The 15955-nt window shown below is 69.0% G+C and carries 16 protein-coding genes; 10 read left to right on the plus strand and 6 right to left on the minus strand.

Annotated elements, in window-relative coordinates:
• Positions 1-67: 67 nt before the first annotated feature.
• From GVY39_RS19015 to ligD, 5 genes are all read left to right on the plus strand, one after another.
• The gene (locus GVY39_RS19015) at positions 68-301 is read left to right on the plus strand and encodes a hypothetical protein (protein ID WP_159926450.1); all 234 of its coding nucleotides are present in this window, start codon (positions 68-70) and stop codon (positions 299-301) included.
• A gap of 20 nt (positions 302-321) precedes the next feature.
• Complete coding sequence (locus tag GVY39_RS19020) at positions 322-1422, plus strand: flotillin family protein (protein ID WP_159926448.1); 1101 nt, start codon at positions 322-324, stop codon at positions 1420-1422.
• Positions 1423-1424: 2 nt separating this feature from the next.
• Positions 1425-1856, plus strand: a complete 432-nt coding sequence (locus GVY39_RS19025; RefSeq protein ID WP_321209937.1) for a cold shock domain-containing protein — start codon at positions 1425-1427, stop codon at positions 1854-1856.
• 127 nt (positions 1857-1983) lie between these two features.
• A complete protein-coding gene (locus tag GVY39_RS19030) occupies positions 1984-3069 on the plus strand; it encodes an ATP-dependent DNA ligase (RefSeq protein WP_195071457.1) in 1086 nt (361 codons plus the stop codon).
• On the plus strand, positions 3066-4067 hold the full coding sequence (ligD, locus tag GVY39_RS19035) for a non-homologous end-joining DNA ligase (RefSeq protein WP_159926446.1): 1002 nt from the start codon (positions 3066-3068) through the stop codon (positions 4065-4067). Before GVY39_RS19030 ends, ligD begins: the two co-directional genes overlap by 4 nt.
• A 9-nt stretch (positions 4068-4076) precedes the next feature.
• Here the strand turns inward: ligD and GVY39_RS19040 are convergent, their stop codons facing one another.
• The 3 genes from GVY39_RS19040 to GVY39_RS19050 form a co-directional block, all read right to left on the minus strand.
• The gene (locus tag GVY39_RS19040; RefSeq protein WP_159926444.1) at positions 4077-4832 is read right to left on the minus strand and encodes a DUF4190 domain-containing protein; all 756 of its coding nucleotides are present in this window, start codon (positions 4830-4832) and stop codon (positions 4077-4079) included.
• A 332-nt stretch (positions 4833-5164) separates the two neighbouring features.
• Positions 5165-5827, minus strand: a complete 663-nt coding sequence (locus GVY39_RS19045) for a TetR/AcrR family transcriptional regulator (RefSeq protein ID WP_159926442.1) — start codon at positions 5825-5827, stop codon at positions 5165-5167.
• The gene (locus GVY39_RS19050) at positions 5811-6956 is read right to left on the minus strand and encodes an acyl-CoA dehydrogenase family protein (RefSeq protein ID WP_159926440.1); all 1146 of its coding nucleotides are present in this window, start codon (positions 6954-6956) and stop codon (positions 5811-5813) included. Before GVY39_RS19050 ends, GVY39_RS19045 begins: the two co-directional genes overlap by 17 nt.
• A gap of 349 nt (positions 6957-7305) precedes the next feature.
• Here GVY39_RS19050 and GVY39_RS19055 point away from each other — a divergent pair, with 349 nt between their 5' ends.
• The 3 genes from GVY39_RS19055 (at position 7306) to GVY39_RS19065 (ending at position 10200) form a co-directional block, all read left to right on the plus strand.
• Positions 7306-8238 (plus strand): alpha/beta fold hydrolase, encoded by a 933-nt coding sequence (locus tag GVY39_RS19055; RefSeq protein ID WP_159926438.1) that lies wholly within the window; start codon positions 7306-7308, stop codon positions 8236-8238.
• 110 nt (positions 8239-8348) lie between these two features.
• Entirely contained in the window at positions 8349-9779 is a 1431-nt protein-coding gene (locus GVY39_RS19060; protein ID WP_159926436.1) for an SDR family NAD(P)-dependent oxidoreductase, read from the plus strand.
• 46 nt (positions 9780-9825) lie between these two features.
• Positions 9826-10200, plus strand: a complete 375-nt coding sequence (locus GVY39_RS19065) for a DUF2784 domain-containing protein (protein ID WP_159926434.1) — start codon at positions 9826-9828, stop codon at positions 10198-10200.
• 34 nt (positions 10201-10234) lie between these two features.
• On the opposite strand, the gene GVY39_RS19070 is transcribed toward GVY39_RS19065, so the two are convergent.
• Positions 10235-10993, minus strand: a complete 759-nt coding sequence (locus GVY39_RS19070) for a thioesterase II family protein (RefSeq protein ID WP_236565536.1) — start codon at positions 10991-10993, stop codon at positions 10235-10237.
• A 236-nt stretch (positions 10994-11229) separates the two neighbouring features.
• Positions 11230-11769 (minus strand): hypothetical protein, encoded by a 540-nt coding sequence (locus GVY39_RS19075; protein ID WP_159926432.1) that lies wholly within the window; start codon positions 11767-11769, stop codon positions 11230-11232.
• Positions 11770-12359: 590 nt separating this feature from the next.
• Here GVY39_RS19075 and GVY39_RS19080 point away from each other — a divergent pair.
• On the plus strand, positions 12360-13700 hold the full coding sequence (locus GVY39_RS19080) for a CoA transferase (protein WP_159926430.1): 1341 nt from the start codon (positions 12360-12362) through the stop codon (positions 13698-13700).
• A gap of 85 nt (positions 13701-13785) precedes the next feature.
• Complete coding sequence (locus tag GVY39_RS19085) at positions 13786-15372, plus strand: MFS transporter (RefSeq protein ID WP_159926428.1); 1587 nt, start codon at positions 13786-13788, stop codon at positions 15370-15372.
• On the opposite strand, the gene GVY39_RS19090 is transcribed toward GVY39_RS19085, so the two are convergent.
• Positions 15369-15944: a TetR/AcrR family transcriptional regulator gene (locus GVY39_RS19090; protein WP_159926426.1), complete on the minus strand. Its 576-nt coding sequence runs from the start codon at positions 15942-15944 to the stop codon at positions 15369-15371. The two genes, GVY39_RS19085 and GVY39_RS19090, sit on opposite strands and share 4 nt — an antisense overlap.
• Positions 15945-15955: the final 11 nt, after the last annotated feature.

Below are 15955 nucleotides of genomic sequence, written 5' to 3' on the forward strand. Positions count from 1 at the left end.
TCGATATCGAAAGGCGCTGTGCGAGACGTAGGGTGGCGATCCGAGAGGCGAAAAAGGAGATCGTGGGATGACCGACCCGGTGGTGGGTTTGACGGGTAGGCTCACATCGCCGATCCGGGGCGCCGGGATGCTGGGCGAGGTCCTGGTGGCGATTCGAGGGGGCACCGAGCTGTACATCGCGCAGGCCACCGAACCGATCTCGGCCGGCGCGGCCGTGCTGGTCATCGCGGTCCATCCGGGGCGCGTCGTCGACGTCGTCCCGTGGATTCCGCTCGACCCGGATCGGCCGCAGCAGACTTGAATTAGCAAGGGAGAAAAGACGTGCTGGGTTACCACGTGCCGGACCCGGACGAGGCGATGCTGGTCAGTGGCGCCAAGAGCCGCGACAACGCGCCGTTCGAAGTGATCATCGGGCGTGGCGCCTGGGTGATCCCGCTGTTTCGCAAGGTGCGCTATCTGTCACTGGCGATGTTCGAGTCCGAGATCAAGGAGCGCTGCGTCACCAAGCAGGCGATCCAGCTCGACGTTCGCGCGGTGATCGCGTTCAAGGTGGCCAACGACACCCAGTCCATCGTGAACGCCGCGCAGCGGTTCCTCTCCGAGCAGGAGCGGGAGATGTCGGTGCTGACCGGGCGGATCTTCTCCGGGCACCTGCGTTCGATCGTGGGCTCGATGACGGTCGAGGAGATCATCCGGGAGCGTCAGAGACTGGCCGACGAGGTGCTGGTCGCCTCGAAAGTCGAGATGAGCAATATCGGTCTGTGGGTCGATTCGTTCCAGATCCAGTCCATCGACGACGGCAACCTCGGCTACATCGCCGCGCTCGCCGCGCCGCACAATGCCGCCGTGCAGCGCGACGCGCAGATCGCGCAATCGCATGCCGCGCAGGCCGCGGCCCAGGCCGAGCAGGAATCCCAGCGCAGGCAGGCGGAATATCAGCGCGAGACGGCGATCCTGCGCGCGCAATACCAGCGCGATATCGACAAGGCCAACGCGGAGGCGGCGCAGGCGGGTCCGCTCGCCGAGGCGCTGGCGTTGCAGGAGGTGCTCACCGCACAGGCCGAGCAGGCGCGCAAGGAGGCCGAGTTGCGCGAGCAGCAGTTGCAGGCCGAGGTCGTGAAACCTGCTCTGGCCGAAGCGGATAGGGTGCGCATCCTGGCCGAGGCCGAAGCCGACCGCACCCGCATCCAGGCCGCTGCCGCCGCGTCGAACAACCGGATCGCGCTGGACCAGATGTTGATCGAACAACTTCCGGAAATCGTGAAGCAGGCGTCGAACGGGTTGGCGAACGCGCATCTCACCGTCCTCAACGGACCGGAAGGGGTGGGCGAACTGGTGAACGGAATGGTCGGTCAGGGACTGACCGTTTTCCATTCGTTGCAAAAGGCGCTTTCCTCCGACGACGGCGAAAAGGCGGGTTAAAGTTGCCCAGTAGCGACGGCGACGAGGAGCGGGTGTTGGTGTCCATCGGGAAATTGGTGTCGTTCGACAGCTCTCGGGGATTCGGATTCATTCGGCCGGAGGACGGTGGACCCGACGTGTTCGTCCACGTCAACGACATCGGTCTGGACGAAGACGAGTTGCGGCAGGGGCGGGTGTTCGAATTCGAGGTGACCGAGGGCGACCGCGGACCCAAGGCGGTCAACCTCAACGTGGTCGGCGCAGCCCCGGCGCCACCTGTCCGGCACAAGGGTAAGGATCGGCCGACTTCGGGACAGCTCACTGTCGCCGAGCACAAACGCCTGATCACCGAGCTGCTCCTGGACGCGAGCCCCGCGCTCACCGCGGGCGAGATCCTCACCATCCGCGACCGGCTCACCGCCTTCGCCGACCAGCACGGCTGGCTGGAGAGCTGACCGGCGAAGTCCACGTTCGGTGTCGGGGTGGCCGCCTACGATCGAGCCGAGGCCGCGACCACAGACCGATGAGTTCGCTCGGCGCGCGCCGTCGGTATGGGTGAGGATCGAACCCGAGGAGGATCGCGTGGACCTACCGGTGATGCCACCAGTACGGCCGATGCTGGCCAAATCCGCGCCCGTGGTGCCGCGCGAGCCGGGCCTGAGTTACGAGCCCAAATGGGACGGCTTCCGCTGCGTCGTGTTCCGCGACGGCGCCGAGGTGGAACTCGGCTCCCGCAACGACCGGCCGCTGACCAGGTACTTTCCCGAGGTCGCCGAGCTGCTGAAGCAGGCGTTGCCACAGCGCTGCGTGGTGGACGGCGAGATCGTGGTGGTCACCGAGCAGGGTCTGGATTTCGACACTTTGCAGAACCGCCTGCACCCGGCCGCGTCCCGGGTCGCCAAGCTGGCCGCGGAGACACCGGCCAGTTTCGTGGCCTTCGACCTGCTCGCGCTCGGCGACGAGGATCTGACCGGCAAGCCGTTCACCGAACGCAGGCGCCTGCTGGAGACGATCCTGGACACCGCGCTCGCTCGCGTCCACCTCACCCCGATCACCCATGACCCCGACGTGGCCCAGGACTGGTTCACCCGTTTCGAGGGCGCCGGATTCGACGGCGTGATGGTCAAGTCCGATGACCTGGCCTATCTCCAGGACAAGCGGGTCATGCTGAAGATCAAGCACGAGCGCACGGCCGACTGCGTGGTGGCGGGCTTCCGCTGGCACAAGGACGGCGTCGGCGTCGGTTCGCTGCTGCTCGGGCTCTTCGACGACGAGGGCCACCTGCACCACGTCGGCGTGGCCAGCAGCTTCACCGCCGCTCGGCGCAAGGAACTGGTCGAGGAGCTCGCGCCGCTGCGGAAGAACGCGCTCGAGGACCACCCGTGGCGGCAGTGGGCCGATGCCGCGGCACAGGCGGCGACGGAGGGCAAGATGCCCGGCGGCGTGAGCCGCTGGACTGGAGGCAAGGATCTGTCCTGGGAGGCGCTGCGGCCGGAACTGGTCGCCGAGGTCCGCTACGAGCACGTGCAGTCGGGCAGGCTGCGCCACGGCGGCAGGCTGGTGCGCTTCCGCACCGACCGGACCCCGCGATCGTGTACCTACGCGCAGCTCGACGAAGTCGCGCCCGCGGAACTGAGCACGCTGTTCGGCGAAGGCGCGGCGCGATGACCGAATCCGTCGACATCGAGACCGACGGCCGGACCGTCACGATCAGCCATCCGGACAAGGTCTATTTCACCAAGCGCGGCGAGACGAAACTCGATCTGGTGCGTTACTACCAGGCGATCGCCGAACCGTTCCTGAGTGTGGTCGGTGGGCGGCCGCTGCTGCTGGAGCGGTATCCGGACGGCGCGTCGGGCAAATCCTGGTTCCAGAAGCGGGTGCCGAAATCCGCGCCGGAGTGGCTGCGCACCGTCGAGGTGTCGACGCCGAACGGCACCACCAGTGACGCCCTCGTCGCACACGATCTCGCCCATATCCTGTGGGCGGTGAACCAGGGATGCCTGGGGTTCCACGTCTGGCCCAACCGCGCCGACAATCTGGACATCGCCGACGAGTTGCGCATCGACCTCGATCCCTCCCCCGGCATCACCTTCGCCGATCTCGTACAGGCCGCTTTCCGCACGAGGGACCTGCTCGCCGAACTCGGCATCGAATCATGGATCAAGACCTCCGGGTCACGCGGCTTACACCTCTACTCCGCGCTGGAACCGAAGTGGGACGGTTATCAGGTGCGGGCCGCCGCGGTAGCGCTTGCCCGCGAATTGGAACGCCGCTATCCGGACGACATCACCGCGCAGTGGTGGAAAGAAGAACGCGGAAACCGGGTATTCATCGATTTCAATCAGAACGCGCCGCACAAAACGGTTTTCGGCGCCTGGTGTGTGCGTCCGAAGGTCGGCGCGCAGGTCTCGACGCCGATCAGCTGGTCGGATCTGGATACGGTGGTGCCCGACGAGTTGACCATCGCGACCGTGCCCGCGCGCTACGCCGAAACAGGCGATCCGTGGGCCGACCGCGCGCCCCAGTCCATCGCCCCGTTATTGGAGATGTCCGACCGGGACATGGCGGCCGGGCTCATGGACGCGCCGTGGCCGCCACAGTACCCGAAGATGCCCAACGAGCCACCCCGGGTGCAGCCCAGCCGCGCGAAAAAGCACGAATAACGGCGCCCGCTATTCGGTCCACAGCACCCACGCGCCGCCGCGGCCACTGACCTCGCACACCAAGGCTCGGCCGTCGGCGGTGCGGCCGGTCTTGGCGCCCGCGGCGTCGCATTTGGATCCGGCCTGCTGCACCGCGGTCGCCACGGTGTGCGGGCCCGACCACTGATAGCCCCCCGCGGTGGTGAGACAGATGAGGGTGCCGCCGTTGGTGGCGCTGCCGATCTTTCCGAGCTGGGCCTCGGTGCAGGGCGCGCCCTTCGTGACCGGTTCCTGACTTTCCGGCGGCGTGGTCGTCACGGCGGGGCTCGGTGCGGCGGTCGTGGTGGTCACCACCCGAGGTTCGACGGTCGTGGGTACCGAGGCAAGAGGTGTCGGCTCGATCGCGGCTGTGCGGTTGGTCAGGTCGGGCAGCCAGTTGTTCGTCAGCAGGACGAATCCGGCCACCGCGGTGATCTCGGCTACGCCGAGCAGCAGGGCGAACATCGCCATGACCCGGCCACGCGGGTGGCTGAAGGCGATGAATCCGAACACGATGGCCACGGGGAACAGCCCGAGCAGGGCCGCCACCAGCGCGACGATCGCGTACGGGTTGACGATCGGCGGAATCTCCACGCGTAGTCGTCCGGTCCTGCGGCGGCTCGGCGGCTGCTCGGGCCAGCGTTCGTCCTCGTCGTCGGGCCAGGGGCCGTCGGGCTCCGGCTCCGACCAGCGGTCTTCCGATGCCTGCGGCCAGCGATCCGTTTCACGCCGTTCTGCCCGTGTCATCCAGGTCCTTTCACCAACACACCGCGCAGGAACCTCGGATTCGTCCGGACCCGCCCCGATATACCGACCCAGAATAGGACGCGCGAGGCGAGAAGTTGATCCGAAGTATCCGATATTCGTGATCGGGCCGTGATAACGAACTCTCCGCGACTTCGGCGAGCCCGTCAGCCGTGGTGCGTGCCGGTCCGTAAGCGCCCGGCCCGACCGCGACGCATCGGAGGTGGATCCGTTTCCGGCCAAGTGACGTCCGGCGGCCGAAACACCGGCAGTAGGCAGCAAGAGCGGGCAATTCGCTCGAGGACGCCGCACCTTGCCCCGGCACCCCGCGGGCATCACTGCCTGCGATCGACCTTCGGCAGCGACTCGGTGACCAGCGTCAGCAACATGTCGCACAGCAACTCGTGCACCTGCTCACGGGTGAGCGTGCCACGGGTGATCCATTCCCGGCCCGCCACCTTGACCAACCCGCCGTAGGCGCGCACCATCGCGCGCAGTTCGGCATCGTGTGCCGACTGGGCCAGCCCCACCATCAGCAGCAGACGCTCGGCCGCCGCGTCGTCGGCCGCGTCCAGGATCTGCTGCACCTCCGGATCGTCACCGACCCCCTCGTGACTGGTCACCTTCACCCAGGTGCTGCCGTGCTCGGCGATGGTGTCCAGCAGCCAGCGCACACTCGCCTCGACGCGCTCGCGCCAGGTTCCGGTGGGCACGATCATGTCGTCGAGCTTGGGCAGCGTCACCATCCGCCGTACCACCGCGAGGTAGAGATCGCGCTTGTTGCCGAAATAGTGGTTGATCAGGCCGCGGGCCACACCGGCCCGCTGCGCCAGTTCGGCAGTGGAGACGGCCGCGTACGGACGTTCGCCGAACATGTCGATCGCACAGGCGAGGATCTGCGCGCGCCGCTCGTCGGGTTCGAGCCTGCGGCGGCGCGGTAACGCCGGATCGGCGCCACCGCCTGCGGTCGCGCTCGTGGTGTCAGAGAGACCGGGCAATGAGATCCTTCATCACCTCGTTGCTGCCCGCGAGGATGCGTAGCACGCGAGCGCCGGTGTAGAGCTGGGAAATGGGATACTCCGTCATGTAGCCGTAGCCGCCGAACAGTTGCAGGCAGCGGTCCACCACGATACCGAGCTGATCGGTCAGCCAGTACTTCGACATGGCAGCGCTGGGAATATCGAGTTCGCCGCGCAGGTGCTTGTCGATGCAGTCGTCGAGGAAGGTGCGGGAGACCTTGGTGATGGTCGCGCACTCGGCGAGTTCGAACTTCGTGTTCTGCATGGCGAACAGCGGTTTGCCGAACGCCTCGCGGCCCTTGGTGTAGTCCACGGTGAGCTGCACGGCCTTCTCCATCATGGCGACCGCTATGATCGCGGTGACCAGGCGCTCCTGCGCGAGCATCCGCATCATCTGGTAGAAGCCCTGCCCCTCGGCGCCGCCGAGCAGGTTGGAGGCGGGCACGCGCAGGCCGTCGAAGAAAAGCTCGGCGGTGTCCTGGGCCTTGCCGCCGATCTTGTTCAGGATGCGCCCGCGCTCGAAGCCGGGGGTGTCGTCGCCGACTTCGGCGAAGATCAGCGAGACGCCGGCCGCGCCTTTGGTCGGGTCGGTCTTGGCGGCGATGATGATGCCGTCGCAGAGCCAGCCGTTGGTGATGAAGATCTTCGAGCCGGTGATGACGTACTCGTCGCCCTCCCGCACCGCGCGGGTCTTGATGTTCTGCAGGTCCGACCCGGTTCCCGGCTCTGTCATGCCGATGGACAGCACGATCTCGCCGCTCGCGGCCTTGGGCAGTACACGCCGCTTGAGTTCTTCGGAGCCGAATTCGTACAGGTAGGGCGCGATGATCGAGCTGTGCACGGGAATGCCCATCGATCCGTCGCCCGCGCGCGCCTGCTCCTCGATGATCGCGGCCTCGTGGGCGAAGTTCCCGCCGCCACCTCCGTATTCGGCGGGGATCGCCGGGCACAGCAGGCCGAGTTCGCCCGCCCGGTTGTACAGCGCGCGATCGGGATGCCCTTGGGCGACGAATTTCTCCTCATGGGGCACAACCTCCTTCTCGAAGAAGGTCTTCGCCAGGTCTCGTACCGCCTCGACCTCGTCGTCACTCCACGCCGCGCGTGCCATCGCTGGATCCTTTGCTCGCTCCCGGTCCGGCCTCGTCGCCGGTTACGCCCAGATTCCCGAACTATTGGCGAGATGTCAACAAAAGCAGGAGCCATCCGGAGACGGTCCGGACAGTCGATGCCGGCCCAGGGATATCGGCAACCTTTCGAAAGAGAGACCCGGGGACCTCGGCGATGTCGACGGTGCGCCAACGATGCCGCGCGACCGCGGGTGAGCTGCGCCATATTCGGGCGTTTCACCCCTGCCTCGAGCGGTCAATACTTCGTACTGTCCGTATGGGAATTACTGACATCTGGCACGACGGCGACGTGCCTTCGGATCGGTAGCCGGCAGCGAACGAGGTAAGGACATGACCGAACTGCTCGACACCACCGAAACGCCCCGCCCCGACCGCACCTGGACGGTCGACCGGGACGGCGCCGATCTCGCTGTCTTCGAATGGGGCGACGTTGCCGCGGACCCCTTGGTTCTGGTGCACGGCCTCACCGATACCCATCACGTGTGGGCCACGGTCGCGGCCCTGCTGGCCGACGGATTCCGGGTGATCACCTACGACGTGCGCGGACACGGGCGGTCGGTCGCCTCCGAAGAGCTGTCGGAGTATCGCCTCGGTCGACTGGCGGAGGACTTCTTCGCGGTGATCGAGGCCGCCAGCCCGAACCGTGCGGTGCACGCGTGCGGCCACGGCTGGGGTGCGGTGCAGCTGTGGGAGGCGGTCTACGACGAGCGCGCCAACACCCGCGTCGCCTCGTTCACCGCGATCGCCGGACCGAACCTCGACCATCTGGGCCTGTGGCTGCGCGCCCTGGCGCCGCGCGCCGGCCGTGAAATCGGCGACCTGGGCTGGTGGCTGCGCGGGGCGCGCTGGGCACTCACCCCCGGCGCGATCGCCCGCAGGCTCTATCCGCCGCGCGTGCGCGGTCTCCTCGTGCGACAGCTCGGCGGTGTCGCGCCGTTGCCCGCGCGGGTGGCACGCACGTGGCGCACCGACCTCGTCGCGGGTGCGCGCATCGCGCACGCCAATCTGCTGCACCACCTGGGCAAGCCGCGGGTGCGGCGTACGGCCGTTCCGGTCCAGTTGCTGGTCGACGCCACCGACCCGTTCATCCCCGCCGCCGTATACGACGCCTCCGCCCGGTGGGTCGACAAGCTGTGGCGCCGCGCCGTTCCGGCGGACCACTGGCTGCCGATCACCGAACCTTTGCTGGTCGCCGAGGCGATCGCCAATTTCGTCGACGACCTGCGCGCCGACCGCGCCGCGATCACCCCGCGCAGCAACTGAGCGATGGTGGTCCGGCGCGTTCACCGGCGACCGGGCGGCTACCCCGCGGGCGGGTTTGCGACAATGGGCCGGTCGATTGCCCAGCTCGCCGAAGGATGTCCATAGCCGCGATGGCAGAAAGCATGATCGATCCCGAAGACCTCGCGACCTGCCTTCGGGTCCTGGAGCACGCCGGAACGCTGGAAAAGGATCATCCCGACTCGATGGCCGTGCAGCGGGCGGTCGGGCACATGTTCAAGAAGCTCAAGCAACGGCGCCGCTCGCAAGCGCGCGAGGCGGTCTCGGCCGCCGACCGCGCGGTGATCGCCGCAACCGCGACCGGCTCACCCAACCGGATCGACGACGAGACCGCGGGCATCCCGATCAGCTCGGCCACGACCGGGGCCAGCGCGGGGACGCTGACGCGCCCGCGGCCCTGCTACATCTGCAAGCAGCGCTACACCCGGGTCGACGCCTTCTACCACCAGCTGTGCCCGGACTGTGCGGCGAGCAGCCACGCGAAACGAGATGCCCGTGCCGATCTGAGCGGCCGACGAGCACTGCTCACGGGCGGCCGCGCCAAGATCGGCATGTACATCGCGCTGCGGCTGCTGCGCGACGGCGCGCACACCACCATCACCACGCGCTTCCCCAACGACGCCATTCGGCGTTTCGCCGCTATGGACGACAGCGCGGACTGGCTGCACCGGTTGCGGATCGTCGGAATCGACCTGCGCGACCCCGCCCAAGTGGTCGCCCTGGCCGACGACGTCGCCGCCCAGGGCCCGCTGGACATCCTGATCAACAACGCCGCGCAGACCGTGCGCCGCTCCCCCGGCGCCTACAGCGCGCTGGTCGAGGCCGAGTCAGGACCGCTGCCTGCCGGCGCGTTGCCGGAAGTGGTGAGCTTCGGCAAGACCATGCAGGCGCACCCCACCGCGCTGACCGCCTCGCTCACCCCGGCCCTGACCGCCGCCGACGTCGCCGAGCTGGCCTTGGTCGCGGGATCGGCGACGCCGGAACGCATTTCGCGCGGCGTGGCGATCGACGCCGGCGGCCTGGTACCCGACCTCGCACACACCAACAGCTGGGTGCAGACCGTCGCGGAGGTCGATCCCACCGAACTGCTCGAAGTGCAGCTGTGCAACTCGGTGGCGCCGTTCATCCTGGTCTCGCGTCTGCGCCCGGCCATGGCCGCCGCGCGGGCGCGCCGCAAGTACGTCGTGAACGTCTCGGCTATGGAGGGGCAGTTCTCCCGTGCCTACAAGGGCCCCGGGCACCCGCACACCAATATGGCCAAAGCCGCGCTGAACATGTTGACCCGCACCAGCGCGCGGGAAATGTTCGAGCAGGACGGCATTCTGATGACCGCGGTCGACACCGGGTGGATCACCGACGAACGCCCCCACTACACCAAGATGCGCCTGGCCGAGGAGGGGTTCCACGCGCCGCTGGACCTCGTCGACGGCGCGGCGCGGGTCTACGACCCGATCGTGCAGGGTGAGAACGGCACCGATCTGTTCGGCTGCTTCCTCAAGGACTATCAGCCTTCCCCGTGGTAGCCGCCGCTCCAGCGTCCGCCGCGCGGCGAAAGGCTACCCTGGAGAGGTGCTCTATCGGCTGTTGGCCGACGCCGTCGCCGTCACGCATTTCCTGTTCGTGGCCTACGTGGTGATCGGCGGGTTACTCGCGTGGCGCTTTCCGCGCACGATCTGGCTGCACCTGATCGCCGCCGGATGGGGGTTCAGCACGATCGTGGCCGGATTCGACTGCCCCCTGACGCATCTGGAGAACTGGGCGCGCGAGCGCGCCGGCCAGTCGCGGTTGCCGTCGAGCGGGTTCATCGACCACTACATCACCGGTGTGATCTACCCCGAAGACGCGCTCGGATTGGTACGGGCATCGGCGGCCGCGCTGGTGGCGGCGTCCTGGATCGGTTACATGTGGATGATGCGCAGGCGGCCCGCCCCGGCCGTGCGGTAGCACCCGTCCAGCCGATCGAACCGTGCTCCCGCTGTCAGGGGCGGAGGTGGCGTTCGATGAAGTCCGCGACCTGCGCACCGTGCTCGTCCAGGTAGAAGTGCCCGCCGGGGAAGGTCGCCCGGTCGAATTCTCCGCCGGTGTGCGCCCGCCATTCGTCGGCCTGCTCGGGCCGCATCGTCGGATCCTCGGTGCTGACCAGCGCCGCGATGTCTGCGCGCAACGGCTCCCCAGGCTGATAGCGATAGGTCTCGACCGCGCGGTAATCGGCACGCACGGCGGGCAGCACCAGTTCGGCGATGCTCGGCTCGGCGCGCAGCATCTCGAGTGGCGCGGGGTCGAAGGCCAGCCGCACCAGGTCGTCGATGAGGTCGTCGTCGGAGGCCAGGTGCAGCCGCTGCGTCTCCTCGAATGTCGGCGCGGGACGGCCGGACACGAACAGCGTGGCCACCGGCTGCCCGGCACGCTCGAGCCTGCGTGCGGTCTCGAACGCCACGGTCGCGCCCATGCTGTGCCCGAACAACGACAGCCGCGCGACCGGTCCCTGCGCGAGCACCTGCTGGGCGATCCGGTCCGCGAGGACGACGAGGTCGGCGATCAAGTCCTCACCCAACCGGTCCTGCCGCCCGGGATACTGCACCGCGAGCACCGCGACACCCGCCCCGAAGCGCTGCGCGAGGTCCCGGTATGCCGTGGCCGATCCGCCACCCGGCGGGAAACACAGCAGGTGTTGCCGCACGACCGCCTCGGATCGCAGGGTCCGCAACCATTCCGAGTCGGTGATGGCGCCAGCCACGTTCGGTCTCCCTTCTTCGTCGTCGGCCCCGGCGCGAGCCGGACCAGACCACGGTAGCGGCCCGGCCACAGGGGGAGGACGATCAGGGCGTGATGGTCTGTAGCTGATCCACGGTGACGAAGGCGCTCCACGGGCTCGCCGCGACCACGGCGGCCCGAAAGATCTACTGCGCCGATGCGGCATCCCGTCCCGGGCGGCGCGCACCGCACCGGGGTCACGGGAGCGGGGCGGACAGTTCAGAAACCGCCGGGACGATGCTGTGCCAGCCGCTGTTCGAGCTCGGCGATCCGCCGCCGATAACCGTCCAACTCGCTGAGACGCGAATGCATTTCGTCGGTGAGCTGGGCGATGCGGCCGAGGTAGCGATGGGCGGGCCGATCGGCCCAGTAGGCGCCGTCGCGGCCGTACTCCACCGCACGATCGACGTCGGCGGAGTCGACTCCCGCGGCGAACGCGTCCGCCGTCGCCGCCGCGAGCGCGACCTCGAGTTGCCGCGCGCGCAACCGCGTGGCCTGGTCGTGACCGGCGGTGCCGAGCGCGGCGCGCTCGGCCGCGAGATCCTGGATCTCCCGCAGGTATCCGGCGTTCTGTGCGTCCTGCACGGCCAGCAGTTCGTAGTCGTGGCTGATCGGTGCGCAGCGAACCCGGTCCGGGATCAAGGCGGTGCGCGTCTGCATGTCGTTACCGAAGACCGGAATGCTTTCCCGCATCGGGAAGCTCTTGGTCCTGGTCGTCGGCACCGCATATTCCGCACTTCCGGCACGGACGTTCGTCATCGTCGCTCGACCTCACATATCTGAGCCGCGCGCTATCCCAGTGCGGCCGGTCATGCTCTGCCTCGATGTCCGCACGCGGCGGACAGGTCATCGGATCAGCGCGGCGTCCCGCGCCGGTTGCTGCGGCGCAGCATTCGAATATCCTGGCCAATTCGGCGGATTGACGCGCGGGTCGCTATCCTCACTGGCGAGAAGCCCGCTCCGGCAGCTTCTTTCAGCCCTGTGGAGTCCTAGTGGCTCTGACCGGAAACCATCAGATACGAGAAGCCGAAGTCCACTGGATGACACCGCCGACGAGCCGGGGCCCAGCACCTCATCCGCTATCTCGGCGACGCACTCGTGCGATCGGACGGCCCGCGCGGCAGCGCCCTCGGCGAAACCACCCGCGCGAGCGCGCTATCGGATCCGTGCACACCCCGCCGTATCGACCCACAGCGCACCGGCACGGGAGCCGTCCTCATGCGCGAGCCGGAACGCCCCAGGTCGCGTCTCGCAACGGCGGTGCGGCCCCGATATCGCGGTCTTCGCCTGCCGCGGCCGCGACGACCACCGCGGGCGGCGTCTCATAGGGAGCATCTAGGCTGAAGCGAGTGAACACGCACGCACGGCTCGTCCGCGACTACGAGGCCGGTATCGGTGTCACCGCCTCGCCCATCTCCCCCGCGCCCGATCCGGGTAGCAATCTCGCCGCGACACTACCGGTCTGGGCGCTGGCCGCCGGTTCGATCGCGGCGCTGACGGCGGCCGCGAACCGGATGCGGACCGCGCGCGGTCTCGACCCGGTGGCACACCGCATCGATCCGGCCCGCATCACCGCGGCCTTCTCCAGTGAGCGTCTGCTGCGCATCGGGGGCCGGGCGCCGACGTCGTTCGCCGACCTCTCCGGCTTCTTCCCCACCTTCGACGGGTGGGTTCGCACCCACGCCAACTATCCGCATCACCGGGCGCGGCTGCTGGCCGCGCTCGGGCTGCCCGAGTCCGCGCCGGTCGATCTCGCCGTCGCCCAGATGGCCATGCTCCGCGCCTCGGACCTGGAGGATCAGGCCGCCGCGCACGGCGCCATCGCGGTCCGCGTGCGCACCGAGGAGGAATGGACCGCCAGCCCGGAAGGACAGGCCGCCGCCGCGGGTCCGCTGGTGGCGATCGCACCGCGCGGCGACCGCGGCGAGACCGGCCTGCCCGCGGGCGCCGCGCCTTTGCGGCCCCTGCGGGGACTGCGCGTGCTGGACCTGACCAGGGTGATCGCGGGCCCGGTCGCCACACGGGCGTTGGCGTTGCTCGGCGCCGAGGTGTTGCGCGTCGATCCGCCGCGGCTGCCCGAGATTCCCTGGCAATTCACCGACACCTGCCAGGGCAAACGGTCCACATTGGTCGACCTGCGTACCCGCGGCATCGACGACTTGGTCGCCGCCGCCGACGTGCTGGTCACCGGATACCGGCCGGGCGCGCTCGAGCGCGCGGGCGTGCGGGCCGCCGCCCGTCCCGGCCTGGTGCACGGCCGGGTGTCCGCGTGGGGTGAGGCCGGCCCGTGGGGCGGACGGCGCGGCTTCGACAGCATCGTGCAGGCCGCGTCCGGCATCTCGATTCTCGAGGGCGCGCCCGCCGTGCCCGGCGCGCTGCCCGCCCAGGCACTCGACCACGCGTCGGGCTACCTGCTCGCCGCCGGCGTGATCGACGCTTTGGTGGCGCGCCGTGACGACGGCCGAGGACGGGACGTGCGCGTGGCTTTGGCCCGCACCGCGTCCTGGCTGCTCGACGCGCCGGAGCGCACGCCGCGCCACGCCACGGCGGCAGCGCCGAGCGCGGCGGAAGTGGTCCGGCACGGTCAGGTCGTCACCGCGCCGCCCGCGCTCGCCGAATACCCGGATTATTCCTGGCCCGCGCCCGCCTACGGCGCGGATAGTCCCGCCTGGCCACTGCCCGCGCACTGACCCCTCGCGCCGGGGCGCCGCGGAAAATCCTTTGCGCCACCGGTGCGGGCGATGAAATGGTGCTTCTCGCGTCGTCTGAACCGGCATGACGCTCATCGACACCGTTTCGGAAGGAACCCGCGCCGTGGACACCACGCGCGACCGCGTCGCCGAACCGCTGGCAGGCAAGCGCGAGTGGATCGGCCTCGGTGTGCTGGCGCTGGCCTGCCTGGTCTACGCGATGGACATGACGGTGCTGCACCTGGCCGTGCCGATGATCAGCGCCGAACTGCGTCCGACCAGCTCGCAACTGCTGTGGATCATCGACGTCTACGGGTTCATGGTGGCCGGGTTGCTGGTCACCATGGGCACCCTCGGTGACCGCGTCGGCCGCCGCAAACTGCTCATGGCCGGCGCGGCGGCGTTCGCGGTGGTCTCGGTGGTCGCGGCGTTCGCGCCCAGCGCGGAACTGCTCATCACCTGCCGCGCGCTGCAAGGGGTCGCGGGCGCCACGCTTGCGCCGTCCACACTGTCGCTGCTGTTCAGCATGTTCCGAGACACCAGGCAGCGCTCGGTCGCGGTCGGGGTGTGGGTCGGCGCGTTCTCCGCGGGCGGCGCGGTCGGACCGTTGTTCGGCGGCGTGCTGCTGGAGCGGTTCTGGTGGGGCTCGGTGTTCCTGCTCGCCGTGCCGGTCATGGCGTTGCTGCTGGTCCTGGGGCCGAAAGTGCTGCCGGAGTATCGCGACCCGGATGCCGCGCGACTCGACCCGCTCAGTGCCGCGCTGTGCGTCGCGGCGATGATCGCGCTGGTGTTCGGCATGAAGAAGATCGCCCAGGACGGGCTCGGCGGCGGTGCGGCGCTCGCGATCGCCGGTGGTCTCGCGGTCGGCGTCGTGTTCGTGCGCAGGCAACTCGGCAGCCGGGACCCGATGCTGGATCTGCGGCTGTTCCGGTTGCGCACGTTCCGGATCGCGCTGCTGATCAACGTGGTCGGCGTCTTCGTCGCCTTCGGCTACTTCCTGTTCGTGGCCCAGTACTTCCAGCTCGTGCTCGGCCTGTCCCCGCTGGCCGCGGGCCTGGCGATGGCGCCGTCCGGTCTCGGCTTCATCGTCGGTTCCCAGCTGGCCCCCCGCATCGTCCGGGTGGTGCGCCCGGCGTACCTGATCGGCTCGGGCTTGGCGGCCTCGGCTGTCGGGCTGCTGCTGATGACGCGGATCGCCGTGACCGGCGGTGTGCTGCTCGCGCTCATCGCCTCGGTGATCATCGCGCTGGGTCTGGCCCCGGTGTTCGGCATCACCACCGAACTGATCGTCGGCTCAGCGCCCCAGGAGCAGGCGGGCGCCGCCGCGGGCGTCTCCGAGACGGGTGCGGAACTCGGTGGCGCGCTCGGTATTTCGATCCTCGGCAGCATCAGCGTCGCGCTCTATCGCGGCGATCTCGCCGACTCGCTGCCCGCCGGTCTGCCCGGCGAGGCCGGGCGCTCGGTGCGCGACACCCTCGGCGGCGCCGTGCACACGGTCGCCGGCTTGCCCGCGGAGCTGGGCGAGGCGGTTCTGCGTGCCGCGCGGGAAGCGTTCTTGCACGGGGTTCATGTGACGGCCTACATCGCTGCCGTGGCGGCCCTCGCGCTTTCGGTGGTCGCCGTGCTTCGTTTGCGCCACATTCCCGCCGGGGAGCTGTCGAGCGAGCACTAACCCTCGATTCCGGCGAGCACGGCGACCGCCTGTGCCAGGCGGTCGCCGTCCGGCAGGTTCGATTCCGGAACGAGGGTCTGCAGCACCCCGAGCCCCTGAACGAGCACGAAGTACAGCTGCGCGAGCGCTCCGGCCTGGTCTTCGCTCAGCTGGGGGTGCGCATGCCGCAGCGCTTCCGCGATGTCCCGATAGGCTCCGGGCAGGCTCTGGGCGAAGTACTTCTGCGACTCCGGCGACCGGGCGACGCGCACCAGGTTCTCCATGCTCGCCAGCATGCTGTCACGATTCTCGATGAACACCGCGGGCATCTCGTTCCACAACGCGGCGAACGCCGCCAGCGGCGCCGTACCGCTGCCCTGGCGAATCTTCGCCTCCATGCTGTCGCCGATAGCGGTGCCCAGCGTGTCGGTCAGCGCCTCGGTGATCAATTGCTCCTTCGAGCCGAAGTGGTATCCGATCGCGGCCAGGCTCACACCGGCCGCCGAGGCGATGTCGCGGGCCGTCGCCTTGGCGACGCCTCGCTCGACGATGACTTTCCGTGCTCCCGCCAGCAGATCCTCGCGATTTCCCATGACCACAGGCT

This window comes from Nocardia sp. CY15 (assembly GCF_009829295.1).
Classification (GTDB): Bacteria; Actinomycetota; Actinomycetes; order Mycobacteriales; family Mycobacteriaceae; genus Nocardia; species Nocardia sputi.

Excerpts from the sequence above, each read along its gene's own strand:
- ligD (WP_159926446.1), top strand. The coding sequence starts at position 3,066 with ATGACCGAATCCGTCGACATCGAGACCGACGGCCGGACCGTCACGATC.
- GVY39_RS19040 (WP_159926444.1), bottom strand. The coding sequence starts at position 4,832 with ATGACACGGGCAGAACGGCGTGAAACGGATCGCTGGCCGCAGGCATCG.
- GVY39_RS19050 (WP_159926440.1), bottom strand. The coding sequence starts at position 6,956 with ATGGCACGCGCGGCGTGGAGTGACGACGAGGTCGAGGCGGTACGAGAC.
- GVY39_RS19055 (WP_159926438.1), top strand. The coding sequence starts at position 7,306 with ATGACCGAACTGCTCGACACCACCGAAACGCCCCGCCCCGACCGCACC.
- GVY39_RS19075 (WP_159926432.1), bottom strand. The coding sequence starts at position 11,769 with ATGACGAACGTCCGTGCCGGAAGTGCGGAATATGCGGTGCCGACGACC.
- GVY39_RS19085 (WP_159926428.1), top strand. The coding sequence starts at position 13,786 with ATGACGCTCATCGACACCGTTTCGGAAGGAACCCGCGCCGTGGACACC.
- GVY39_RS19090 (WP_159926426.1), bottom strand. The coding sequence starts at position 15,944 with ATGGGAAATCGCGAGGATCTGCTGGCGGGAGCACGGAAAGTCATCGTC.
- GVY39_RS19060 (WP_159926436.1), top strand. The coding sequence starts at position 8,349 with ATGGCAGAAAGCATGATCGATCCCGAAGACCTCGCGACCTGCCTTCGG.
- GVY39_RS19015 (WP_159926450.1), top strand. The coding sequence starts at position 68 with ATGACCGACCCGGTGGTGGGTTTGACGGGTAGGCTCACATCGCCGATC.